At 68.8% G+C, this 24,108-nt stretch carries 23 protein-coding genes and 1 tRNA gene; 8 read left to right on the top strand and 16 right to left on the bottom strand.

The window, feature by feature from the left end; translation table 11 throughout:
• The first annotated feature begins 187 nt into the window (after positions 1–187).
• Positions 188–952 carry a class I SAM-dependent methyltransferase gene (locus tag IEW34_RS11590; RefSeq protein WP_188609351.1) on the top strand — a complete coding sequence of 255 codons (765 nt, stop codon included), beginning with the start codon at positions 188–190 and terminating at the stop codon, positions 950–952.
• Positions 953–1,144: 192 nt separating this feature from the next.
• On the opposite strand, the gene IEW34_RS11585 is transcribed toward IEW34_RS11590, so the two are convergent.
• From IEW34_RS11585 to IEW34_RS11540, 10 genes are all read right to left on the bottom strand, one after another.
• On the bottom strand, positions 1,145–2,539 hold the full coding sequence (locus tag IEW34_RS11585; RefSeq protein ID WP_188609350.1) for an NAD(P)(+) transhydrogenase (Re/Si-specific) subunit beta: 1,395 nt from the start codon (positions 2,537–2,539) through the stop codon (positions 1,145–1,147).
• A gap of 5 nt (positions 2,540–2,544) precedes the next feature.
• Positions 2,545–2,991, bottom strand: a complete 447-nt coding sequence (locus IEW34_RS11580; protein ID WP_188609349.1) for a proton-translocating transhydrogenase family protein — start codon at positions 2,989–2,991, stop codon at positions 2,545–2,547.
• Between the two features lie 22 nt (positions 2,992–3,013).
• The gene (locus tag IEW34_RS11575; protein ID WP_188609761.1) at positions 3,014–4,192 is read right to left on the bottom strand and encodes a Re/Si-specific NAD(P)(+) transhydrogenase subunit alpha; all 1,179 of its coding nucleotides are present in this window, start codon (positions 4,190–4,192) and stop codon (positions 3,014–3,016) included.
• Positions 4,193–4,357: 165 nt separating this feature from the next.
• Entirely contained in the window at positions 4,358–4,513 is a 156-nt protein-coding gene (locus IEW34_RS11570; protein ID WP_188609348.1) for an aa3-type cytochrome c oxidase subunit IV, read from the bottom strand.
• A 289-nt stretch (positions 4,514–4,802) separates the two neighbouring features.
• Entirely contained in the window at positions 4,803–5,618 is an 816-nt protein-coding gene (gene eutC, locus IEW34_RS11565) for an ethanolamine ammonia-lyase subunit EutC (RefSeq protein WP_188609347.1), read from the bottom strand.
• Entirely contained in the window at positions 5,615–7,003 is a 1,389-nt protein-coding gene (locus IEW34_RS11560) for an ethanolamine ammonia-lyase subunit EutB (protein WP_188609346.1), read from the bottom strand. Before IEW34_RS11560 ends, eutC begins: the two co-directional genes overlap by 4 nt.
• A 113-nt stretch (positions 7,004–7,116) precedes the next feature.
• Positions 7,117–8,493: an ABC1 kinase family protein gene (locus IEW34_RS11555; protein ID WP_188609345.1), complete on the bottom strand. Its 1,377-nt coding sequence runs from the start codon at positions 8,491–8,493 to the stop codon at positions 7,117–7,119.
• 176 nt (positions 8,494–8,669) lie between these two features.
• Entirely contained in the window at positions 8,670–9,083 is a 414-nt protein-coding gene (locus IEW34_RS11550) for a RidA family protein (RefSeq protein ID WP_188609344.1), read from the bottom strand.
• Between the two features lie 124 nt (positions 9,084–9,207).
• On the bottom strand, positions 9,208–9,723 hold the full coding sequence (locus tag IEW34_RS11545) for a hypothetical protein (protein ID WP_188609343.1): 516 nt from the start codon (positions 9,721–9,723) through the stop codon (positions 9,208–9,210).
• A 16-nt stretch (positions 9,724–9,739) separates the two neighbouring features.
• A complete protein-coding gene (locus tag IEW34_RS11540) occupies positions 9,740–11,596 on the bottom strand; it encodes a M3 family oligoendopeptidase (protein WP_188609342.1) in 1,857 nt (618 codons plus the stop codon).
• Between the two features lie 173 nt (positions 11,597–11,769).
• Between IEW34_RS11540 and IEW34_RS11535 the strand changes: the two genes are divergently transcribed.
• The 4 genes from IEW34_RS11535 to IEW34_RS11520 all read left to right on the top strand — a co-directional run bounded on the left by IEW34_RS11535 (position 11,770) and on the right by IEW34_RS11520 (position 17,581).
• Complete coding sequence (locus IEW34_RS11535) at positions 11,770–12,807, top strand: sigma 54-interacting transcriptional regulator (RefSeq protein WP_188609341.1); 1,038 nt, start codon at positions 11,770–11,772, stop codon at positions 12,805–12,807.
• Positions 12,808–12,992: 185 nt separating this feature from the next.
• Positions 12,993–14,960, top strand: coding sequence for a L,D-transpeptidase family protein (locus tag IEW34_RS11530; RefSeq protein WP_188609340.1), 1,968 nt, complete (start codon positions 12,993–12,995; stop codon positions 14,958–14,960).
• Positions 14,961–15,379: 419 nt separating this feature from the next.
• Positions 15,380–17,107, top strand: a complete 1,728-nt coding sequence (locus IEW34_RS11525; RefSeq protein WP_244641937.1) for a peptidoglycan L,D-endopeptidase MepK — start codon at positions 15,380–15,382, stop codon at positions 17,105–17,107.
• A gap of 198 nt (positions 17,108–17,305) precedes the next feature.
• The gene (locus IEW34_RS11520) at positions 17,306–17,581 is read left to right on the top strand and encodes a hypothetical protein (protein WP_188609807.1); all 276 of its coding nucleotides are present in this window, start codon (positions 17,306–17,308) and stop codon (positions 17,579–17,581) included.
• Between the two features lie 289 nt (positions 17,582–17,870).
• Here IEW34_RS11520 and IEW34_RS11515 read toward each other — a convergent pair whose 3' ends face one another.
• A complete protein-coding gene (locus IEW34_RS11515) occupies positions 17,871–18,137 on the bottom strand; it encodes a DUF2312 domain-containing protein (protein WP_188609338.1) in 267 nt (88 codons plus the stop codon).
• A 247-nt stretch (positions 18,138–18,384) separates the two neighbouring features.
• Positions 18,385–18,690, bottom strand: coding sequence for a DUF1244 domain-containing protein (locus tag IEW34_RS11510; RefSeq protein WP_188609337.1), 306 nt, complete (start codon positions 18,688–18,690; stop codon positions 18,385–18,387).
• Between the two features lie 383 nt (positions 18,691–19,073).
• Here IEW34_RS11510 and IEW34_RS11505 point away from each other — a divergent pair, with 383 nt between their 5' ends.
• Positions 19,074–19,499 carry a DUF1036 domain-containing protein gene (locus tag IEW34_RS11505; RefSeq protein WP_244641971.1) on the top strand — a complete coding sequence of 142 codons (426 nt, stop codon included), beginning with the start codon at positions 19,074–19,076 and terminating at the stop codon, positions 19,497–19,499.
• On the top strand, positions 19,496–20,944 hold the full coding sequence (gene pyk / locus IEW34_RS11500; RefSeq protein ID WP_188609336.1) for a pyruvate kinase: 1,449 nt from the start codon (positions 19,496–19,498) through the stop codon (positions 20,942–20,944). The genes IEW34_RS11505 and pyk overlap by 4 nt, the downstream gene beginning before the upstream one ends.
• Positions 20,945–21,226: 282 nt before the next feature.
• Here pyk and IEW34_RS11495 read toward each other — a convergent pair whose 3' ends face one another.
• The 4 genes from IEW34_RS11495 to cpdR all read right to left on the bottom strand — a co-directional run bounded on the left by IEW34_RS11495 (position 21,227) and on the right by cpdR (position 22,965).
• Positions 21,227–21,859, bottom strand: coding sequence for a tetratricopeptide repeat protein (locus IEW34_RS11495; RefSeq protein ID WP_244641936.1), 633 nt, complete (start codon positions 21,857–21,859; stop codon positions 21,227–21,229).
• Positions 21,860–22,062: 203 nt separating this feature from the next.
• The gene (gene ykgO / locus IEW34_RS11490; RefSeq protein WP_188609335.1) at positions 22,063–22,188 is read right to left on the bottom strand and encodes a type B 50S ribosomal protein L36; all 126 of its coding nucleotides are present in this window, start codon (positions 22,186–22,188) and stop codon (positions 22,063–22,065) included.
• A 54-nt stretch (positions 22,189–22,242) separates the two neighbouring features.
• Positions 22,243–22,317, bottom strand: a tRNA-Val gene (locus IEW34_RS11485).
• Between the two features lie 285 nt (positions 22,318–22,602).
• Positions 22,603–22,965, bottom strand: a complete 363-nt coding sequence (gene cpdR, locus IEW34_RS11480; protein WP_188609334.1) for a cell cycle two-component system response regulator CpdR — start codon at positions 22,963–22,965, stop codon at positions 22,603–22,605.
• Positions 22,966–23,149: 184 nt separating this feature from the next.
• Here cpdR and IEW34_RS11475 point away from each other — a divergent pair, with 184 nt between their 5' ends.
• Complete coding sequence (locus IEW34_RS11475; protein ID WP_188609333.1) at positions 23,150–24,040, top strand: N-formylglutamate amidohydrolase; 891 nt, start codon at positions 23,150–23,152, stop codon at positions 24,038–24,040.
• Positions 24,041–24,108 lie beyond the last annotated feature (68 nt).

Raw genomic sequence — 24,108 nt, 5'->3', positions numbered from 1 at the left:
AAAGCCTTAGGCCTTTGAGTCTTGGGAACCACTCAGCGATCGGTTTGTTTCCACCCCATCGCGAAGCGCCCTAGAGAATTTCCGCGTTTCTTCGAATCGCCGAAATGCTCTATCTGTTTGGTTTGTCGCATTTTCTTCACGCGAACCGGCGTCCACTTCGCTCGAAACGCTCTAGGAGCGCCGTCTCATGCCGCACGACGACGAACCCACTTCGGTGGCGCGTCTGGATGGCTTCTGCCCAGGCTGCGAACAGAAGGTCACGTTCGTCGCCAGCGGCCCCTATCTCAGAAACACCTTCAGATGCAGCAATTGCCACTCGCTGCCGCGGCACCGCGCGCTGAAGCACGTGCTGGCCTCCTACTATCCGAGTTGGCGCGACCTCGTCGTCCACGAGGCCTCGCCGGGCTGGGACATCGTCAGCCGCCGGCTGGCAAGCGAATGCGCCGCGTATACGGCGTCATACTACGACCCGGGGAAACCACGCGGCTCGATCGTCGCGGCGCCCGAGATGCCATGCGGCAGCTACCGGATCGAGAACCTCGAGAATCTGACGTTTGCCGATGAGACCTTCGATCTCGTGCTCGCCCAGGACGTCTTCGAGCACGTCTTTTTTCCAAACCTGGCGATCATGGAAGTGGCGCGGACGCTGAAGCCGGGCGGCGCCGTCATCATGACCGTGCCCATCGTGCGGCGCATGAACGCCTCGCGGCGACGCGCGGCGCTGATCAAGGGCGAGGTTCATCACCTCGTCCAGCCCCCCGACTACCACGGCGATCCCCTGAAAGACGGCGCGCTAGTGACCCTCGAGTGGGGCTACGACATCGCCGGCTACCTCAGCTACCACTCGGGACTGTCGTTCACGCTGGTCCAGGTCGACAACATCGCGCTGGGCATCCGCGCCGATTTGAACGACGTGCTGATCGGCATGAAGCAGCCGGTTCCGGCCCTATAAGCGCGGGAGACGTCGTTCAGCGTCGGCCGCGACCCTCGGAGTTGGCGAGCGACCCGGAACGCCTGGAAGCGGCCGCCAAGGCACATGCGCCCCGGCGCGCCTCGCGATCGAGTGGCTCACCCGATCGCGAAGGAAGCGCTCGAGGCCCTCACCCGACGTTGCCGCCGATCGTTGCGGCTGCCGGCGCACGACCTACAGCGACTTGATGATCTCCTCGACCATCTTCTTGGCATCTGCGAACAGCATCATCGTGTTGTCCTTGAAGAACAGCTCGTTCTCCACGCCGGCATAGCCCGAGCCCATGCCGCGCTTGATGAACAGCACGGTCTTGGCCCTCTCCACATCCAGGATCGGCATGCCGAAGATCGGCGAAGCCGGGTCGGTCTTGGCCGCCGGATTGGTCACGTCGTTGGCGCCGATGACGAAAGCGACGTCGGCCTGGGCGAATTCCGAATTGATGTCCTCGAGCTCGAACACCTCGTCGTAGGGCACGTTGGCTTCGGCCAGGAGAACGTTCATGTGCCCGGGCATGCGGCCCGCCACCGGGTGGATGGCGTATTTCACGTCGACGCCCGCTTCCTTGAGCTTTTCGGCCATCTCGCGCAGCGCATGCTGGGCCTGCGCCACAGCCATGCCGTAGCCCGGCACGATGATGACCTTCTCGGCGTTCTTCATCAGGAACGCGGCATCGTCGGCGGATCCCTGCTTGACCGGACGCTGCTCGACGGCGCCGCTGGCCACGCTGGTTTCCCCACCGAAGCCGCCGAGGATGACGGAAATGAACGAGCGGTTCATTCCCTTGCACATGATGTAGGAGAGGATCGCGCCCGACGAGCCGACCAGCGCGCCGGTGATGATCAGCGCCAGGTTGCCCAGCGTGAAGCCGATGCCCGCAGCCGCCCAACCCGAATAGGAGTTGAGCATCGACACGACGACCGGCATGTCGGCGCCGCCGATCGGGATGATGAGCGTCACACCCAGGACGAACGAGACGAGCACGATCAGCCAGAACAGGATGTGGCTTTCCGAGCCCACGAAGCCGATGATCAGCAGCAGCAGCAGCACGGCCAGTGCGATATTGAGGGCGTGCCGCGCCGGCAGCATGATCGGCTTGCCCGACATGCGGCCGTCGAGCTTGAGGAAGGCGATCACCGAGCCGGTGAAGGTCACTGCGCCGATGGCGACGCCCAGCGACATCTCGACCAGCGAGCCCCCGTGGATGAGGCCCGCCTGGCCGATGCCGAAGGCGGCCGGCGCATAGAGCGCACCGGCCGCGACGAGCACGGCGGCGAGACCGACCAGCGAATGGAAGGCAGCGACGAGCTGCGGCATCGCCGTCATCGGCACACGGCGGGCCGTGACGGCGCCGATGGTGCCGCCGATGCCGATGCCGGCAATGACCAGAACCCAGGCCCACCCCCCGGCCGGCGGCGCGCCGACCACCGTCGTGAGACCGGCGATTGCCATGCCGATCATGCCGTAGAGGTTGCCCCGGCGCGACGTGGCCGGCGACGAGAGGCCCCTGAGCGCCAGGATGAAGAGGACGCCGGCGGCGAGGTAGAGCAGCGCGGAGATATTGGCGGCCATCGCGCTCAGACCTTTTTCTTGTACATGCCGAGCATGCGCTGGGTCACGAGGAAGCCGCCGAAGATATTGATCGAGGCGAGGATGAGCGCGATGAAGCCGAAGGCGCGCGCCCATAGCGGGCCGCTGCCGAAGCCCTGGGCGACCTCGACACCGACGGCGAGCAGCGCGCCGACGACGATGACCGAGGAGATGGCGTTGGTAACGGCCATCAGGGGCGTATGCAGGGCCGGGGTCACCGACCAGACGACGTAATAGCCGACGAAGACGGCGAGCACGAAGATCGCCAGTTGGAAGACCGTCGGGTCGACGGCGCCGCCGGTGGCCTGGTGCGCGACGGTGCCCACGGCCAGGGCCGCCTGGTCGGCATAGTGCTGCGCCGCGATCGCGGCCTCGCGGGCGGCCGCCGCAGCGGCCTCGGCGTGATAGAGAAGCTCTCGCGCGGTATCCGCCATGGTTCTGTTCCCCCCTTCTCGCTCACGCGCCGGCGGCGGGCGCGGTCGCCGCTACCGGCGCCTCGGCCACCTTGGGCTGGAAATTCGGATGGACGACCTCACCGTCCCGGGTGAGCAGCGTCGCCTTAACCAGCTCGTCGTCCCACTTGACGGCCAGCGCCTTGGCGCTCTTGTCGATCATCGTCTCGGCAAAGGCATAGAGGTTCTTGGCGTAGAGCACGGACGCGGAGGCGGCGAGCCGGCCGGGCACGTTGAGGTGGCCGACGATGGTGACGCCGTTGTGCCGGACCACCTCGCCCGGCTTGGCGAGCTCGACATTGCCGCCCCGTTCCACGGCCAGATCGACGATGATCGAGCCCGGCTTCATCGATTCGACCATCGCCGCGGACACCAGCCGGGGCGCGGGACGGCCGGGAATGAGCGCTGTGGTGACGACGATGTCCTGCTTGGCGATGTGGGAAGCCACCAGCTCGGCCTGGGCGGCCTTGTAGGCGTCCGACATCTCCTTGGCATAGCCGCCGGCGGTCTCGGCCGCCTTGAACTCCTCGTTCTCGACCGCAACGAACTTGGCGCCGAGGGAGGCGACCTGCTCCTTCGCCGCGGGCCGCACGTCGGTCGCGGTGACGATGGCGCCGAGCCGGCGAGCGGTCGCGATCGCCTGCAGGCCGGCAACGCCGGCACCCATGATGAAGGCCTTGGCGGCGGGAACGGTGCCGGCGGCGGTCATCATCATCGGAAAGGCGCGACCGAACTCGGCCGCCGCATCCACCACCGCCCGGTAGCCGGCCAGGTTGGCCTGCGACGACAGCACGTCCATCACCTGCGCCCGGGTGATGCGCGGCATCAATTCCATGGCGAAGGCCGTGAGGCCCGCCTCGGCCATCGCCTTGAGCGCGGCATCCGCGCCATAGGGATCCATGGTGGCGATGACGATGGCACCCCGCTTGGTGCGCGCGATCTCGGCAGCCGCCGGCCGGCGGACCTTGAGCACGATGTCGGCGTCGGCGAGCACATCGCTGCCGGGCGCGGCCACGGTCGCTCCGGCGGCCTGATAATCGGCGTCGAGGATGCCCGAGGCGACCCCGGCGCCCGGCTCGACCACGACGTCGGCACCCAGGCCGACGAATTTCTTGACCGTGTCGGGCGTCGCCGCGACCCGCCCTTCGCCTGCTTCGGCCTCTTTCGGCACCGCGATCCGCATCGGCATTCCCTCCTGAGCGGTGCCCGAGACCGGACGGAATGTCCGAACGGCTGAGAACCGCTCTCTATTCGATTTTGAGCAGATTGCTGGCCGACACCGGGCCGTGCGGCCTCCGACGGCCCTACGCGGCGCGCAGCTCCGCCGTCGATAGTCGCAGGACGTCGATCAGACCAGGAAGAACGCCATCAAAGCGAGGATGACGATGATCGCCACGATCGTCCACTTCGAAAAGGCGATGAAGCGGTCGTAGGTGCGGTGGTGCTCGGCGTAGTCCATGTCCGGGTGGCCGTCGGCGGTGGCGGTCTGGGCGTGGTCGGCCATAGAGACGTTCCCCAAGGTCGGGCGCGCCGGGTTCCGGCTGACAGCCGGCGCTGGTGCAGGGCGCGGAAGACGGCAGCCGGAAAGCGCATGACGAGTTTCATGGGCATTTAGCCCAAGGCTTCGGCGCTGGCAATGTGTCCCGATCGGGGCAGACCGGTTTCGGCGCCGGCGCGCGATGCCGTCGGACAGCGCCCCTTCCAGGAAGCAAAGAGCTTCAGATTCAAAAGCTTATTGCGCCGCTACACGGCGTCCCGACGAGCCCGGCGGCCCCGCACAGACATGATCGCACTCACGGGGGCCGCGACAATGTGGGTGCATTTTCGGCACCCACGAGCGCCAGATCGCTCTCGTCCTTGAGCGCGACGCCGGTCAGGCGTCGCACGAACGCCTCGCGCAGCAGCCAGACCAGCCTGGTCGCCGCCGTCGTCAGCGGCAGCCCGGCCCCGTGAATGTTGGAGATGCAGTTGCGTTCGCCGTCGCTGCGGCCCACGCGCGGCGCGAAGGTCAGGTAGACGCCGAGGCTGTCGGGCGCAGAGAGACCTGGCCGTTCGCCGATCAGCACGGCGACGGCGCGCGCGCCCATCGCCTCGCCGATCGCGTCGCCCAGGGCGACGCGGGCCTGCGTGGCAACGACGACGGGCGCCGTCGTCCAGCCCTCGCGCGCGATGAGCGGCCTCAGGCAGGCGAGCAGCGGCGCCGCGTGGGCCTGGGTGGCGGCCGACGACAGGCCGTCGGCGACCACGATGGCCAGGTCGCAGCGAGGCTCCCCCGCCGGCGGAGGCTCGGGCCGGGATGAGGCCCAGGCGCGCAGCGCGGCGCGGCCGTCGTCGCTCAGCCGCCGCCCCAGGTCGGGCCGCACCAGATAGGCCGGCCGCGACGGCGCGGCGCTCGCGACGCTCAGCGTCTGGAAACCCTCAGCGCGGATCGCGGTCGCCACCTGCTCCACGTCGAGCGGAACGTGCACGGCATCGCGCGCCCGGGCATGGGCGAGGGCAAAGCGCAACGCCTCGCCGGTCGGCAGGCTCGCGCCGACCCGGCCGAGCGCGATGCGCGCCGGCGTCAGGGCCGCGAGCCTGGCCCAGGGATCGGGGACGACGGCGCTCACGCCGCCTCACCGGTGAGCCCCAGGAGCAGCGGGTGGCGGCCCGAGCGCCCCGCCAGGCGCCCGTCCTCCCCGGTGATCCCCATCTGCCGCAACCAGGCCTCGAACTCCGGGGCCCGCCGGCAGCCCACCACCTCGCGCACGTAGAGCTGGTCGTGAAAGGAGGTCGACTGGTAGTTCAGCATCACGTCGTCGGCGCCGGGAACACCCATCACGAAGGCCACGCCGGCCACCGCCAGCAAGGTCAGCAAGGTGTCCATGTCGTCCTGGTCGGCCTCGGCATGGTTGGTGTAGCAGATGTCCATCCCCAGAGGCAGGCCGAGCAGCTTGCCGCAGAAATGATCCTCCAATCCCGCGCGGATGATCTGCTTGCCGTCGTAGAGATATTCGGGGCCGATGAAGCCGACGACGGAGTTGACCAGCAGCGGCTCGAAGGCCCGCGCCACCCCGTAGGCCCGCGCCTCCAGCGTCTGCTGGTCGACGCCATGGTGCGCATCGGCCGACAGCGCCGAGCCCTGCCCCGTCTCGAAATACATGAGGTTGTCGCCGATGGTGCCGCGGCCGAGCGAGCGCCCGGCGGCCAGCCCCTCGCGCAGCACGGCCAGATCGATGCCGAAAGACCGGTTCGCCGCCTGGGTGCCGGCGATCGACTGGAACACCAGGTCGACCGGCGCGCCCGCCTCGATCAGGGCGATCGAGCTGGTCACGTGGGTCAGCACGCAGCCCTGCGTCGGGATGGCGAAACGGTGGATCACATCGTCCAGCAGCCGCAGCAGGTCGCCGAGGGCGGTGAGGTTGTCGGATGCGGGATTGATGCCGATCACCGCATCGCCGCAGCCGTAGAGAAGGCCGTCGACGATCGAGGCGGTGATGCCCGCCGCATCATCGGTCGGATGGTTGGGTTGCAGGCGCACCGCCATGGTACCGGGCAGGCCGATCGTGCTACGGAACCGCGTCGCCACCCGGCACTTGCGGGCCACCAGCACCAGGTCCTGGTTGCGCATCAGCTTGGACACCGCCGCGACCATCTCGGGCATGAGCCCCGGCGCCAGCGCTGCCAGCGCCTCGCTCGGGGCGGCATCGGACAGCAGCCAGTCGCGGAAGCCGCCGACCGTCAGGTGGGCCACCGGTGCGAACGCCGCCGCGTCATGGCCGTCGACGATCAGGCGCGTCACCTCGTCGGTCTCGTACGGAACCACCGCCTCGCTGAGGAAGCGCTTCAGCGGCACGTCGGCGAGGCACATGGCGGCGGCGACGCGCTCCTCGGCCGAGCCGGCGCCGATGCCCGCGAGGCGGTCGCCCGAGCGCAGCGGCGTCGCCTTGGCCATGAGGTCCGCTAGATCGGCAAAGACGAAGCTGCTCTGTCCTGCGCTCTGACGATAGACCATTCACTCACCCGGCTGCGGCGCCCCACATCGCGATCATGCGCTGCCGCCCCCGGCACGGGCAACGCCGATACGGCCTCAGGACAGAGACGGCGGAATCGGAGGCACCGCGCGCGCTACGCTGCGACGCCGAGGCCGGCGGCGGCCAGCGCTTCGCCCTGGCGGGCTTCAAGACGCGCGACGGAAAAGCTCTCGATCTCAGCTTCGAACAGGCGGTGGAAGTTCAGCTCGGCGCCCAGGTGCAGGAAGACGCCGCCCAGGCCGATGGCGGCCCGGTCCATGAACACGAACTCCCGCGGCACGGTGACCGGGCCCATGCGCTTCAGCGCCTGGTGCACCTGGAAGGCCTGCTTGCGTCCGTATTCGGCGGGCGCCACGCCGTCGGCGACCGTGCGCACCCGGTCCTCGAGCATGGGGCCGTAGATGAAGCGGGCCCAGATGTTCAGCACCTCGACGATCTCCCGCGACAGCTGCTTGAAGCCCCACGTCTCGTAGGCGTGCACGGTGCGCTCGCCATCGCCGTCGCGCAGGCCGACATAAAGGTCGACGACGCCGCCGACGAAGCGCGGCGGGAAGATGCGGATGCAGCCGTAGTCGAGCAGATTGATGCCGGCGGGCTCGACGACGCCGTCGCCGCGGTCGGCGTCGAACACGGTGTAATTGCCCAGGTGGGGATCGCCGTGGATCACGCCGTAGTGGCTGAAGGGATGCCACCAGGCCTTGTACATGGCCGTAGCGATGCGGTTGCGCACCGGCAGGTCAGCCTCCTTGACGCTGAGCAGCTTGCGGCCGTCCAGCCAGTCGAGCGTCAGCAGGCGGCCGGTCGACAGCGCCGGCCAGACACCGGGCACGCGTACCTGCGGGGTATCCGCCAGAATGTGCCGGTAGAGCACCGCGTGGCGAGCCTCGCGGACGTAGTCCAGCTCCTCGCGCACGCGGGCACCGATCTCCTTGGCGATCTCGCGCGTGTCGATGGCCGGGTCCATGCGCCGGTGAATGGCGAACAGCAGGTCGAGCTGGCGCAGATCCGCCTCCACCGCCGACTGCATGTCGGGGTATTGCAGCTTGCAGGCCAACAGCTCGCCGGTCTTGGCCGTGGCGCGGTGCACTTGGCCGAGGGAGGCGGCCGCCGCCGGATGCAGATCGAAGCCGGCAAAGCGGCCCTGCCAATCCGGCCCGAGCTCGGCCATCATGCGGCGCTTGACGAAGGCCGCGCCCATGGGCGGCGCATCGGCCTGCAGCTTCTGCAGCTCGGCCGCGTATTCCGGGGGCAGCACGTCGGGGATCGTCGCCATGAGCTGGGCGACCTTCATGATCGGCCCCTTGAGGCCGCCCAGGGCGCCGGCCAGGGCCGCCGCGTCGGCGCCCCGGCCGCCGGCCCCGCCCAGCATGCGTCCGGCAGCGATGCGGGCGGCGACGCCGCCCACGTTGGCACCGACGCGCGCATAGCGTGCGGCCCGGGCGGAAAAGCGGTTCGCTTCGCGGTCGGTCATCGGCGGGCTCGCGGTGGCAGGGGCCGAGCGCTCATGTGGGGGGTGCCGCGGCGCGATCCAGCGGGCCGCGGCGACAGGCGATCATCGGCCGCACGGGATCTCGCGGCCGCGGGCGGCCCACCCTGTCCGTCCGATGCGGCGCGAGCCACCCGGAAGCCGGACGGCCAGCCGCTCGCTCATGGCAGAATCGCCTCGCCCTCGATCTCGACCATCGCATGGGGGTCGACGAGACCGGAGACCTGCACCAGCGTCATCGCCGGGAAATGGCGGCCGAGCGTCGCGCCCCAGGCCTCGCCGACCGCGGCCCCGCTCCGGTTGAAAGCGGCCATGTCGGTGACGTAGGCGCGCAGCATCACCACGTGTTGCGGCTCGCCGCCGGCCGCCTTCAGCACGGCGACCAGATTTCCCATGGCGAGGCGCCATTGCGCGCCCAGGTCGAGCCCTTCCGCCACATGGGCCTCACCCGGCTGCTTGCCGAGCTGGCCGGCGATGCGCACGCTCCGCGTGCCGCTGGCGACGACCGCATGGGCGAAGCCGCGCGGCCGCGGCCAGCCCTCCGGCAGGATGGCCTGGTAGGCGATGTCGGTCATGGCGTTTCTCCCTATGGTATCGATCTGGTGGTAACGGTGCCGGCGATCGGCACCGTGGGGGATTCGGCCCAGAGGCCACGCGGGCTGGCCGGGAGCCAACCGGTCGACCCGGTCGGCTCTGGCGTCAAGGATCACGCGGGATGGGCAGGGTAACCTCGCGGGTATCCTGCGAGAAGCAGCGCGTGCCGTTCTGCGGTATAAGACGCTCGAAGCCGTCGATCAGCACGACCCGCCCGCGCCCCTGACCGTCGACGAACGCAATAGCGCCCTCGCCTTCATCGATCTCCGAGGCGGCGAATGTCCCTATGGCGATCCGTTCCATCGACACCAGGGCGATCTGCCGGCGCGCCGCCTCGGCGCCGAGCGTCTCTGGGCTCTCATAGGCGCCGATGACGCAGAGGATCTGCCAGTTACCGCCATTTATCCGGTGCAGATCGATGGCACCGGCGGCCCAGCCGCCGTCCGCGCTCGGCTTCAATTGCTGAGTGACGTACCGGTAGTCTGAATTGTGGCGGTCGTATCGCGTGCGGCTCTCGACATATGTCACCACCGCCACGTAGCCGAACCCTGCGAGCAGGAGGCAACCCAGGAGCGCGATGCCGCCCAACACCGTTCTAGCGACGAAGTCGAGCCAACTCACGGTCGCACCATGGCGGTCAGTCCATCCCCTCCAGCTCCGCGATCATGCTCTCGATCATGTTGAGGCCGATCTGCCAGAAGCCGGGATCTGTGGCGTCGAGCCCGAACGGCGCCAGGAGTTCGGAATGATGCTTGGTGCCGCCGGCCGCGAGCATGGCCAGGTAGCGCTCGGCGAAGCCGTCCTGAGCCTTCTGGTAGACGCCGTAGAGCGAGTTCACCAGGCAGTCGCCGAAGGCATAGGCATAGACGTAGAACGGCGAATGGATGAAGTGGGGAATATAGGTCCAATAGACCCCGTAGCCCTCGCCCAGGCGGATCGCCGGGCCCAGGCTCTCGGCCTGGACGCCGAGCCAGATCTCGTTCAGGCGCTCGGCCGTGAGCTCCCCCTGCTGGCGCTCGGTGTGGACGCGGCGCTCGAAGCTGTAGAAGGCGACCTGCCGCACCACGGTGTTGATCATGTCCTCCACCTTGGCCGCCAGCATCGCCTTGCGCGCGCGGGGCTCGGCCGCCTCGATGAGGCGGCGGAAGGTGAGCATCTCGCCGAACACCGAGGCGGTCTCCGCCAGCGTCAGCGGCGTCGGCGCCATCAGGGCGCCGTGCGGTGCCGCCAGCACCTGATGCACGCCGTGCCCGAGTTCGTGGGCGAGCGTCATCACGTCCCGCGGCTTGCCCTGGTAGTTGAGCAGCACGAAGGGATGGGCCGAAGGCACGGTCGGATGCGCGAAGGCGCCCGGCGCCTTGCCCGGCCGCACCGGCGCATCGATCCAGCGGCCGTCGAAGAAGCGGCGGGCAATGCCCGCCATCTGAGGCGAGAAGGCCTGATAGGCTGACAGCACCGTGTCGCGTGCCTCGTCCCAGCCGATGGCGCGCTGCTCGGTCTTCGGCAGCGGCGCATTGCGATCCCAGAACTCCAGCTGCGGCTGGCCGAACCATCTGGCCTTGAGCGCGTAGTAACGGTGCGACAGGCGCGGATAGGCGGCCTGCACCGCGGCGACCAAGGCATCGACGACCTCACGCTCGACCCGGTTGGCCAGGTGGCGGCTGTCGGCCACATCCTCGAACCCGCGCCAGCGATCTGAGATCTCCTTGTCCTTGGCGAGGGTGTTGGTGATCAGCGTGAAGACGCGCAAATTCTCCTGGAAGACCTTCGTCAGCGCCGCCGCCGCCGCCTTGCGCACGGTGCCGTCCGCGTCCTGCAGCTTGTTGAGGGTGGGCTCGAGAGTCAGTTCCTCACCGTTCACCTCGAAGCGCAGGCTCGCCATGGTCTCGTCGAACAGCCGGTTCCAGGCGCCGCGGCCGGTCACCGACTTCTCGTGGAACAAACGCTCCAGCTCGTCGTCGAGCTGGTAGGGCTTCTCCTTGCGGATATCGTCCAGCCACGGCCGCCAGTGGCCCAGCCGCTCGCCCGCCAGCAGCGTCGCGATGCGGGCGTCGTCGAGCCGGTTCAGCTCGAGCTGGAAGAACAGTAGATTGGCGCTGGCGGCGGTGATGCGCTCCTGGGCATCACCGTAGAACTTGGCCCGGGTGGGATCGGTGGTGTCGCCCGAATAGACCAGCCCGGCGTAGGACATGACCCGCCCCAGCAGATCCTCGATCGTCTCGTAGCGCCGAATCGCCGCGTCGAGGGCGTCATCGGCGTCCGCCGCTTCGGCGATCGCGCCGATGCGGCCGCGATAGTCGTCGGCGAAGCTCTTGCAGTCGGCATCGACCCGGGCGAGGGCCGCGGCGTATTCGGGAGAATCCATCGCCGGATAGAGTGCGCTCAGGTCCCATTCCGGCAGGGCGCCGATCACAGACGGGCCGGCCGCAGCGCCGGGGTGGCCGTGCGCAAAGTGCCGGCGTGCGAAGGGAGACGGGCGGGCGAACGCGGTCATCGGGCACCTCGGGACAACGGGCGGAACTGTGTACGTTGATATCGGATATGTGGTGCCGCTGCGCAAATGCAGCATCGGCTGCGTGCGGGCGCCGTCGCCGCCATTAACGTTAACACGGACTTTACCGTTCCTCTCCCAGCATGGCTCGAACCGGCACACACCCAACGAGTGACATGCCCCGCACGAGCGATGCCTTCGACGACCATGCCGCCCCGCAGCAGCTCGGCGATTTCCCGGCTCGCAGCCCGGCCATGGCCCGGGCCGTCGGCCTCGCCCGGCGTGCGGCGCGCACCGCGATGCCACTGCTGATCGAGGGCGAGCCGGGCAGCGGCAAGGAAACGCTGGCGCGGGCGGTCCATGCCGCTGGGGAGCGGCGCGCGCGGGCATTCGTCTGCGTCGACTGCGCCCGCTGCGGTGACAAGCTCGCCGACCGCTTCGCCGACGGCGGTGGCCCCGGCCGCGGCGGCGCCACGTTCTACCTGGCGGAAGCGGGGCAGCTGTCGGCCGCCGCTCAGCTGCAGCTGGTCGGGCTCCTGGAGCCACGCGCCGCACCCTCCCCCGCCGCCGGCGGCCGAGGCGCCGCGTCGCGCCAGCCATCGCCGGCCGTCCGGCTGATCGCGGCGACGAGCCGCCCGCTGATCGACCTCGTCCGCGACGGCCGTTTTCGTGAGGACCTCTACTACCGCCTGGCGGTCACCCCGATCACCGTGCCGCCGCTGCGCGAGCGGCGCGAGGACCTGATGGAGATCGCCGGCGCGCTCGTCGCATCGCTGGCAGACGATGCCGGCTGCCCCGCTCCGCGGATCGGCGAGGACGCCGCCGCCTGGCTCACGGGCCATGCATGGCCGGGCAACGTCGCACAGCTGGCGTGGATCCTCCGGCAGGCGCTCTCGCGCTGTGCCGGCGACCTTATCACCACGGCGCATCTGATCGAGGCCGCTGCGACGTCGGGGCGTGACCGGGCCCCCGGGCCGGCTGGGACGGTCGACGACGATGGAGGAGCCGATGCATCGCCGGACGGGTTCGCGCTGCTCAATGCGCACGGTGACGTGCGACGCCTCGCCGACATCGAGGCGGGCGTGATCCGCTTCGCGCTCAAGCACTACGATGGTCACATGTCGGAGATCTCCCGACGCCTCGGGATCGGACGCTCGACGCTGTACCGCAAGCTCAGGGACCTCGGCCTCGATGCCGATGCGGCGGTGCGATGACCCGCCAGGCAGCGCCCACGCCGGTGACGCCTAGAGCACAGTCGCCGGCAATTGATCGCAGGACTGAGGTCGATGCGCCTAAAGGCCTTGCACGGCCACACTCGGGCGCGCATCTCTTGCCCGCAGGCATCTGCGTGCTCTTGCGACAGGGGACCTCCATGCGTTTATCCGGCGAAACGACGCGCATGGCTGCAGCCATCCTCGCCGTCTCGCTGGCCACATCGGCCCTGGCCCTGGAGCCGTCGCCTCGGCCGAACGCGACGCATCAGGATATCGTTCGCTCGACAATCAGCGAGAGCGTGGCCGTAGGCCGCCCGGCCGCGGGCTTCGAGTTGGAGCGGCTGCTGGCCCCGGGCGCTGCTGGCACCATCCGGGCCATCCAGCACGCCCCGATGTCACTCCGCCCCCTCACCCGCTCGGCCCAGGCGGCCCCGCTGACCGGGCGCGGCGATCAGCTATCCTCCATCATCGACGCCATCGATCCGTCGACCGGCGTCGCGCCCCCTGTGCCCCTGGCCAGCCGGCCGGAGGAGCTCAAGGCACTCACGCGCCCCGCACCGCTCGGGCCGCCCGATCCGGCGAATACGACGGCCCCGGGCCTGCCGGCTCAGCGCGAGTCGGCACCGCGCGCGGCCGCATATCAGCCCCCGGCGGCCCAGCCGGCTGCACCGACACCGGCTCTCGGCGCGGAGGCCCTCGATGCGATGCTGGCCCAGAGGCTGGAGGCGCCCGACCTGCTGAGCCAGAGCCGGCTTGGGAAGGAGCAGCGCGAGGCGGTGAAGCAGTACTACCTGGCGCGCAGCGGCAAGCCACTGTGGATCGAAGGCGGCGGCTGGTCGGTCGCCGCCCGCGCGGTCATAGGTCAGTTGGAAAGGGCCTACGAGGACGGACTGGAGCCGACGGACTACGTGGTGCCGTCGATCGCGATACTGCCCCCCGCGCAGCCGGAAGCGGCGCTGGCCGAGGCGGACATCAAACTCTCCGTCGCCGCCGTGCTCTATGCGCGCGACGCGGCCGGCGGCCGGCTCGACCTGCGCAAGGTCTCAGCCCTGATCACGCCGACCCTCGCGTTGCCCGAGCCGGCACAGGTGCTCGATGCGCTGACGAGCGCCGGCGACGCGGGCCGGGTTCTGGCGGGCTACAACCCGCCGCTCGCCGGCTACCAGGCGCTCAAGCGCAAGCTGGCCGACATGCAGGCCACCCGCTCCCCGCAGCAGCCTCAGGTGCGGGTGCCGCCGGGCAAGACGCTGCGGGTCGGCATGCGCGACCCGCGGGTGCCCCTGGTCCGCGTGCGCTTCGCCCTGTCGCCGGCCGACGATCAGCTCTACGACGAGCAAGTCGCCGCCGCCGTCGCCAAGTTCCAGCAGGAGAACGGGCTGCACGCGAACGGCGTGCTCAATCGTCAGACCCTGCTCGCCATGGCCGGGGGCGACATCCCTTCGGCCGGCAACACGAGCGACATCATCGTCAACATGGAGCGCTGGCGCTGGCTGCCGCGCGATCTCGGCGCCGACTACATCTTCGTCAGCATTCCCGAATACATGGTCCGGGTCGTCAAGAGCGGCACGATCGCCTACGAGGCCCGCGTCATCGTCGGCAAGCCCGAGAGCCCGACGCCTGTCTTCTCCCACACGATGCAGTACGCCATCGTCAATCCGTCGTGGTTCGTGCCGCCGTCGATCCTCAAGAAGGAGTTCCTGCCGGGACTGGCGCGGGACCCGCACTACGCGGCCAAGCGAGGCTACGAGGTGGTGCGCCGCGGCGGCAATCTTTACGTGCGGCAGCCGCCGGGCGAGCGCAACGCGCTGGGCCACATCAAGTTCATGTTCCCCAACGACCACGCCGTCTATCTGCACGACACGCCCCAGCGCGCCCTGTTCGGCAGCGGCAGCCGCGCCTTCAGCCACGGCTGCGTGCGCGTGGACAAGCCGATGCGCTTTGCCGAGCTGGTGCTCGGCGGAGCATGGACCGAGGCCAAGATCAAATCGATGGTCGGTCGCGGCGAGCGGACCATCAACCTGCAACAGCCGTTGCCGATCCACCTGACCTATTTCACCACGGCGGTCGACGACAGTGGCAAGCTGCTCGCCCGCGACGACATCTACGGCTACGACCGGCGCATGAAGGCCGCCCTCGGCCTGACCCGCCGCTGAGGCGAGCCCGCCGGGCCAGGCCGCCTGATTCGGCACGCCGATTGAGCGCGACGGCGGGCATTATTGTGGACTGACTAAGTCCAAAACATGAACAGCGGGCAACCCCCGCGATTGCATTTACCTGCGCACGCAAACTCTTGGCTGGCCCCGGTTTGACCGCTGGACACGATTCCGCCATGGTTCTGCCGACCATTGCGCCAACATCGCGGGCTGGACGCTCGCCCCCGGCTAACGTAGCGTTAAGGGCTCTCGACAAGAATCCGGCAACCTTAGTTGCACCAAGGCGGCCTCGATCGGGGCTGCGCAAGGGACGGTCAGGCTTGCATTTGTCGACGCTTTTCAGAGCGCCAACCTCGTTTGGCCGCCGTCTCCGTTTCTGCCTGGGCTTCGGTGCGGGTGTCGCCGCACTGCTGGGCGGCGTGACGGAGACGCAGAACGCGGTCGCCAACGGCGATACGCGCACGCTGACGATCTATCACACGCACACCAAGGAAGCGGCGACGGTCACGTTCAAGCGCTATGGGTCGTACGATCGCCAGGCGCTCAAGCAGTTGTACTGGCTGCTGCGCGACTGGCGGCGCGACGAGCCGACCAACATGGATCCAAAGCTGTTCGACCTGGTCTGGGAGGTCTACCGGGAAACCGGCTCCCGCGAGGCGATCCATGTGGTGTCCGCCTATCGTTCGCCGACCACCAACGCCATGCTGCGCCGCCGCTCCCGCGCCGTCGCCGAACATAGCCAGCATATGCTCGGCAAGGCGATGGACTTCTACCTGCCGGACGTCCGGGTCGACCGCGTCCGGGCCATCGGCGTACGTCTCCAGCGCGGCGGCGTCGGCTATTATCCCACCGCCTACAATCCGTTCATCCATCTGGATGTGGCCAGCGTTCGCGCCTGGCCACGGATGACGCACGACCAGCTGGCGCAGCTCTTCCCCGACGGCAAGACCGTGCACGTCCCGTCCGACGGGCGCCCTCTGGCCGGCTACGAGCAGGCGCGGGCCGAGGTGCTCGCACGCGGCGGCACGGTGGCGGGCTATACCGCCTTCGCCGACAGCGGGGAGTCTGCCGCGCCGCGCAAGAGCTTCTGGGCGATGCTGTTCGGCGGAGCCGACGAAAGCGAGGACGTGGCCGAATCGCGGGTCGCGCCGGCGCCGCAGCCGACGCGGGTGCGTTCGGCTCGGGCTGTCGAGAAGACCGCGCAGCAGGTCGCCTACGCCCCGGCCAACGCGACCGGCGGCGACGCCGGCCTGCTCGGCTTCGTCAGCGCCAACCCTCAGCAGGCGCCCGCTCCGGCCGAGGCGGCGGGGCCTTCGCCGCGCTCGCTCGCGGCCTTGCAGCGGACGGAGACACGGCGCACGGCCGAGGCCGGACAGATCGTGGCTGAGGCCAGCCAGGACCAGCAGGCGGCCGCTGCCCCCGCTCCAGCTTCGGCGACCCCGGCCCTGGCGCCGCTGCCGGTGGCCCGCCCGGCCGCGCAGGAGCCGGAACCGGCTTCGCCGGCCCTGGCCCCGTTACCAGTGGCCCGGCCGGCGCAGGAGCCGGCCGCCCAGCCCGAACAGGCGGCCGAGCCGGTCGCCGTGGCCAGCATGCCCCTGCCGCCCCCCCGGCCGACCGACCTGGGCAGCAGCGGCGCGGCGGCATTCGCCATGGCGCCGCTGCCGCCGGTCCGGCCGACTGACGCCGGCAACGCCCACTCACGGCCGGACGATGGCTCCGCGGCCGCCCTCGCCGCCCTGGCTGCCGGCGCCGCGGCATCGGACGCCAAGCCGGGCTCGGCGCTCGCCTACGCCTCTCCGTCTGCGCCGCTCCCACCAGGCGGGCCCGTGGCCCGACCGCCCGTATCGGTGCGGCCGCTGGCTGCGGCCGCGCCGCCCCTGCCCACGCGCCTTGCCGCCGCCTACAGCAGCGCCACCTTCGCCAGCGACACCGTGCGCGCCGGCGAGCCGACGGCCAAACAGGCCAACGGGTTGACTGCGGCGGCCTTGATTGCGGCGTCCCGTCCCAACGGGAGCGCCGTGGAGGCGCCGGCCCGGTCGGCGCCCATCACCTTCTCCGGCCCGCGCACCCCGGCGACGCAGCCGCCGACGAGCATCCCGGCGATCTTGGGCGGGGACGGCGCCGCGGCTGCATTCAACGGCCGCTGAGAGCGTTCGGCACCGCAGCCGCTCCGGCCGTGTCGTGAGGCACCGAAGAGCTTCGAGCGATCGTTTGGCATCGCCTCCTCGGTCAACGCCTTCGCCTCGCGATGTTACGTATTGGTTCGCGATCAGGTGCCATCGCCCGTTCGCCAAAACATGCAGCGGCGGTTGGACCGGGCTTCTGAGCATCGTGGACGCAGGGCGATGACGCGGCGCGGCTTGGTTGCAGCGGCCATCATCACCACCGTCCTGGGCTGGGCGCCGCTGGCCTCGGTCGCACTGGCAGCTGCCATCGGCCTGCTCGCGGGTTGCCGCGGCGGCCACGGGGCGGCGCAGCCTTGCCTGGTCGCCGGCATCGACATCGGCGAGGGCCTCTATGCCATGGGCGTGACGGGCTGGCTGATGCTGGCCACGGCACCGATCGCCTTCGTATCGATCGGCCTGTGGGCGATTGTCGCCGTCCGCTCGCTCAGAGACTGACCGCGCGCGTCGCGGGCGGCCCTTTGGAACAAAGGTCCCGATCAGCTGCTCGGCTACAAATGTGACACGGTATTAAATCTAGAGCGCTTCCTGCGGTCGAATGATTTCATCCACCGCATGAAGCGCTTTGGGGGCAAAGGATCATGAGCTTTCTGCAATTGGATGTCTTCGTCCAATTGCGAGCCCTCTAGAGCATTTCCGCGTTTCTCCGAACCGCGGAAATGCTCTACTTTTTTGCTCTATCGCATTTTCTTCAGGCGAACCGGCATCCACTTCGCTCGAAAATGCTCTAGGCCATGCCGAGCGCCTGCATGTAGAGCTCGAGGATCGCCTCCTCCTCCTGGCGCTCGGCATGATCCTTCTTGCGGATGCGCAGGATGGTGCGGACGGCCTTGGCGTCGAAGCCCCGTCCCTTGAGCTCGGCAAACACTTCCTTGATGTCGCCGGCCAGGGCCGCCTTCTCCTCCTCGAGACGCTCGATCCGCTCGATGAACTGCTTCAACTCCTCGGCGGCAACGCCGGTATCGGCCATGTCGGGCACTGCGGGGTCGACCATGTCTGTGCTTCTGATCCTTGACGGCTACGCGGGCTGCGCCCGATTACGCCGATCATAGACCGCGCCAGCCGTGCCGAAATGTGGCGCCGAGGCATGCAACAGCCGGCACCGTTCGTCGCACCTTTGCTGCAAGAGCAAACGAAATCAATAGATTGACGGCTCGCCACGGATGCTCACAGGCCCCGCCCTGGGGACAAGTGGGGGCGCCATCCACAACAAATCGGGGCCGCCCCGGCGCGGCCGCCGCTCAGCCGTGCTTGCCGGCGGCAGAAAAGTCCGCCTGCTGCGCGGGCGTCGCCTCGCGCTGATGCTTCGCCTTCCATTCGTCATAGGGCATGCCATAGACGTGCGCTCGGCTCTGCTCGCGCGGCAGATCGAGCTGGCGCGCGTCGGCCGCGTCCTTCAGCCAGTTGGACAGGCAGTTGCGGCAAAAACCGGCCAAGTTCATCAGATCGATGTTCTGCACGTCCGTGCGCTCGCGCAGATGACCGACGAGACGCCGGAACGCTGCGGCTTCCAGTTCGATCATCTCGGCGTCCGTTGGTGCAGCCATCTCATCCTCCGCTATCCATGTGCCCGCGCCGGCACCCCGAGGCCGTGATCATGGTATGTGGACTTGCCGCAGCGGAGGGGCAAGATCGCAGCGTGCACCTGATTCGTGCGCAGCCCCCGCGCCTCGGCTGCCGTGCTCGCGCCTTAAGGTCCTGTTTTTCGTCACGATGCTGTCGACAAGGTCGGCCACAAGTTTGCCAACGCGAGCACCGCATGAACGAAGCGCCCTTCCGATTCCGCCCGACGGAGGTTGATCCGGACACCAGGATGCCGGCCCTGCCACCGGATTCGTGGCATGGCGGAGGAAACCCGCAACCGCAGCTGCCCCCGGCGGCTCCCGCTGCGACGGGCGCGCGTTCGGTCCGTCGCCGCCGCAGCGGCAGGCTGGGGCTGCTCGCGGCGCTGGCCCCGCTTGCCGTCGCCTTGATGCCCGCGGCGGCCCGGGCCGATCTGCGCCTGTGCAACATGACGAACAGCCGCCTGGGCGTCGCGCTGGGCTACCGCGACGCGCAGGGCTGGGTGACGGAAGGGTGGTGGAATCTGTCGGCGCGCGGCTGCGAGACCATGCTGCGCGGCCAGCTCGCCGCCCGCTTCTACTACATCTACGCCGTCGACTACGACCGCGGCGGCGAGTGGTCCGGCAAGGCCTTCATGTGCACGCGCGACCGTGAGTTCTCGGTCCGCGGCATCGACAATTGCCTGGCCCGCGGGTTCGACCGCAACGGCTTCTTCGAGGTCGACACGGGGGAGCAGAAGAGCTGGACCGTGCAGTTGACCGACAGCCCACGTTTAAGGGAAGCGCCCAAATGAGACGTCTGCGCCGTGTGAAGATCGTCGCCACGCTTGGGCCTGCATCCTCGACGCCCGAGATGATCGAGAAGCTGTTCCTCGCCGGCGCCGATCTGTTCCGCATCAACATGAGCCACACCTCGCGCGACGCGCTCAGGGAGCGGGTTGCCGACATCCGTGCCGTGGAGGCCAAGGTCGGGCGCCCGATCGGCATCCTGGCTGACCTGCAGGGCCCCAAGCTGCGCCTTGGCGTTTTCGCCGGCGACAGGGTGATGCTCGATGCGGGCGACCACTTCACGCTGGACGGCGACGCCACTCCCGGCGACCGCACGCGCGTACAGATGCCACACCCCGAAATCCTGACTGCCCTCGAGCCCGGCCATACCGTGCTGATCGACGACGGCAAGGTCGAGCTCAAGGTGATCGAGGTGCGCCGCGACGGTCACGCGGCCCAGGCGATCGCCAACGTCGTGGTCGGCGGCGCGGTGTCCAACCGCAAGGGCGTGAGCCTGCCGGATACGACGATCCCCGTGTCAGCGCTGACCGGCAAGGATCATTCCGACCTGGAGGCGGCGCTGGATGCCGGTGTCGACTGGATCGCCGTGTCGTTCGTGCAGCGGCCCGAGGACGTGGCCGAGGTCAAGAAGACGGCGCGCGGCCGGGCGATGGTGATGGCGAAGATCGAGAAGCCGCAAGCGGTGACGCGGCTCGACGAGATCTTCGAGCTGGCCGACGGGCTGATGGTGGCGCGTGGCGACCTCGGCGTCGAGATGCCGCTGGAGCAGGTGCCCGGCATCCAGAAGCGCATCACGCGCATGGGCCGGCGCCTCGGCAAACCGATCGTCGTCGCCACCCAGATGCTCGAATCGATGATATCAGCCCCCGTGCCGACGCGCGCCGAAGTGTCGGACGTGGCGACGGCGGTGTTCGAGGGCGCGGACGCGATCATGCTCTCGGCCGAGAGCGCGGCCGGCCAGTATCCGACCGAAGCGGTCGCCACCATGAACCGTATCGGCATTCAGGTGGAAAGCGACGCCAACTTCCGGACCATCATTACGGCCCAGCGCACAGAGCCCGAGCGCACCGGGGCTGACGCGATCGCGGCCGCCGCCCGCACCATTGCCGAGACCGTCGACATCAAGACGATCGTGGCCTGGACGGCATCGGGCTCGACCGGGCTGCGCATCGCCCGGGAGCGGTCGCAGACGCCCACCGTCGCGCTGACCCCGAACGTGGCGACGGCGCGCCGGCTCGCGGTGAGCTGGGGCATCCACGCGGTGGTAACCGAGGACGCCCACGACATGGACGACATGACCCAGCGCGCCTGCAGCCATGCCTGCGACGAGGGCTTCGCACAGGGTAACGAGCGCGTGCTGATCGTGGCCGGCATTCCCTTCGGCTCGCCGGGCGCAACCAACATGCTGCGCGTCGCCTTCGTCAACCCGGCGGGCACCGGCGGCCGCTGAGCGTTTGTCCCTCAGGCCGGATCGGCGGACCGGCATGCGCCGGGCGCTCTAATCGGAGCGCCGCACTAGAGAGCGTTTTCGAGCGAAGTGGACACCGGTTCGCGTGAAGAAAACGCGATGAATCAAACAGATAGAGCACTTCGGCGATTCGAAGAAACGCGGACATGCTCTAGCGATTGGAGTGCTTCGGATTGGGTTGAGAAGGCGCTCCGGAGCGCTTCTGTCCGACCGGATGAGCGACGTTCATCCGATCGGCGCGTGCCGGGCATGCGCCGGCGCGGCTCAGAGGTCGCGGCCGTCGACGTCGGGCTCCAGCCGCTTCACGCGCTCCTTGACAGCGTCCAGGAACGGATTGATGGCCAGGGCGCGGCGATAGGCATCGAGCGCGTGCTTGTCATCGTCGTTGGCGCTGAAGATGGTGCCCAGCCCGCTCAAGGCGCCGAAATGGCGCGGCTCCAGCGATAGCGTCTTCTGGATGTCGGCGACGGCGCGCTGCTGGTCGCCCATGAGCGTGAAGACCGTGGCCCGCTTGTTCCACGCCTCGGCCCAGGCGGGGCGAATGGTGACGACGCGGTCGAGCAGTTCGACAGCGAGCGGCTGGTCGCCGGCAGCCAGGGCCACGACGGCGCGCCCCATCAGCAGATCGGCCGTATCGCTGCCCGACTGCATCCAGCGCCGCTCGATCTGCCGCGTGATGCCTGCGGCCTCGTCGTCATCCTTAGCTTGCGCCAGGCGGGCGAACAGGCGATCGAGCGTCGCGCCACTGTCGGCCTCGTGCTTGCCGACCTCGGCCGGCGGCTTGGCAGCCTGAGGGGCAGGCGCCTGAGGCTCATGCTTGGATGGGGACTCGGGCCTGGATTGGGCCAGGGACGCCGATATGGCGGCGCCGAACCAGATTGCCGCCGCCGCTACCATCGACGCGCAACGAAGCAACCTCGGACGGCCGGCGGTGGCTAAAGGACGGCTCATGGGAGAACAATAGACCGGAACACGGCCGGATCCAATCCGCAACCCTGCCGGTCCGCGTGCCCATGATGCCGCGCCCTCAGGCCCGGCGTCGAAGGGCGGCATCGGCCGCCCGCGACGTGACCAGCCCGCAGCGCCGCGGCTGCCGCCGATCAGCCCTGGCGGGCCTTGTAGCGCTTCTGCGTCTTGTTGATGATGTAGACGCGGCCGCGGCGGCGCACGAGCTGGTTGTCGCGATGGCGCCCCATGAGCGACTTCAGTGAATTGCGGATCTTCATAGTCCGTTCCCCGTCCGGCACGACGACGAGAGCCGGCCGCAAACTTCGACAAGATGGTGGGCGCGACAGGGATCGAACCTGTGACCCCTACGATGTCAACGTAGTGCTCTCCCGCTGAGCTACGCGCCCTCGAGCGCTTCGCGGCCAGGTGAAACACCCAACCGCCGAGAAGCGCCCAGATTCAAAGACCTGGAGCATTTCAATGCAACCGGATGATCTCATCCAATCGCGAAATGCCTTGATGGATTGAGCCGATGGTCGATTGACCCTGGCCCATGCCACGAACTTTCAGACCGACGAGGCGGCGCCCGTTCCGAGCGCCCCGTCCGGCCACGCCCGCTGACCGAAGGCTCGGCCCGAGCGAGCGGGCGATATACCCGCTCGCTCGCGCGTGCGCAACCGGTATCGCACGAATTATGCGGCGAGGAGTTTCTCGACCTCGTTCACCAGTTCGCGCAGGTGGAAGGGCTTCGAGAGCACCTTGGCATCGCGCGGGGCCCGCGAATCGGCGTTGAGCGCCACGGCGGCGAAGCCCGTGATGAACATGACCTTGAGGTCCGGATCGAGCTCGGTGGCGCGGCGTGCGAGCTCGATACCGTCCATTTCCGGCATCACGATATCGGTCAGAAGCAGCTCGAATGGCTCCTCCCGCAAGCGGTTGTAGGCCGACAGGCCGTTGTCGAACGAGGCTACGTCGTAGCCGGCGTTCTCCAGCGCCTTCACGAGAAAGCGCCGCATGTCATTGTCGTCTTCGGCAAGGAGGATCTTGTTGGTCATCGGCTTCACGGGGCGACTGGGTCGTTCGACCATAAAGACTGCCCGCCGTAAAGAAGCTGTGAATAGGGCAAGCCAAGGCCGACGGGCGACGTGTCCGTCAGCCCATCGTCATCATGGACATCCGCCATTTTCGAAGCCAAAGTTCTCTCCCGTAGCTCTTCGGCCTGCGAGCGGTTCCCATTTGATGCAATCCCCGCCGGACTCGACGTTCGATCCGCCTTTCGTGCTCACCGAGCCGATGCGGCAATCCGTGCCGGTGGTGTTCAACGCGCCGCATGCCGGGCGCGTCTATCCGCCGAATTTTCTGGCCTCCTCACGGCTCGACCCGTTGTCGTTGCGCCGGTCCGAGGACGCGCACGTGGATCTGCTGTTCGGCCCGATCGTGCGTTTCGGCGCGCCGCTGATGAGCGCGCGCTTCCCCAGAGCCTATCTGGACGTCAATCGCGAACCTTACGAGCTCGACCCCCGCATGTTCGACGGACCGCTGCCGGCGTATGCCAACAGTCGATCGATGCGGGTCGCCGGCGGCCTCGGCACCATTCCGCGCATCGTCGCCGACGGCCACGACATCTACCGCGCCCGGCTGCCGGTAGCGGCGGCGCTGCAGCGCATCGAGCATCTCTACAAGCCTTACCACCGGGTCCTTCGGCATCTGGCGACGCGCACGCTCAGGCAGTTCGGCACCGTGGTGCTGGTCGACTGCCACTCCATGCCGTCCACCAGCCTGCCGCGCCATGAGGGACAGACCGCCGACATCGTCCTCGGCGACCGGTACGGCACCAGCTGCGACGGCCGGGTGACCGACTTGCTGGAGGCTCTGTTCAGCGCGCTGGGCTACACGGTCGCCCGCAACAAGCCCTATGCCGGCGGCTTCATCACCGAGCACTACGGCGCCCCGGCCACCTTCCGGCATGCCATTCAGGTGGAGATCAACCGGGGCCTCTACATGGATGAGCGGACGCTGGAGCCGAACGAAGGCTGGGCGACGTTGGCGGAGCACCTGACCCAGGTGTTCGGCGAGTTCGTCGCGCGGGTCGCCACTGATTCGATGCCGCGTTCGATCGCGGCCGAGTAGCCGGCGGGCACGGCCACTGTGGGCCAGGTGCGGAATGGCGCGGCCGCCCCGAACGGGGGGACGGACAC

This window comes from Chelatococcus reniformis, from assembly GCF_014640075.1.
In the GTDB taxonomy this organism is placed as follows: domain Bacteria; phylum Pseudomonadota; class Alphaproteobacteria; order Rhizobiales; family Beijerinckiaceae; genus Camelimonas; species Camelimonas reniformis.
Note: the sequence above shows the minus strand (reverse complement) of the source record. Positions and strands in the feature narration are given on the sequence as shown.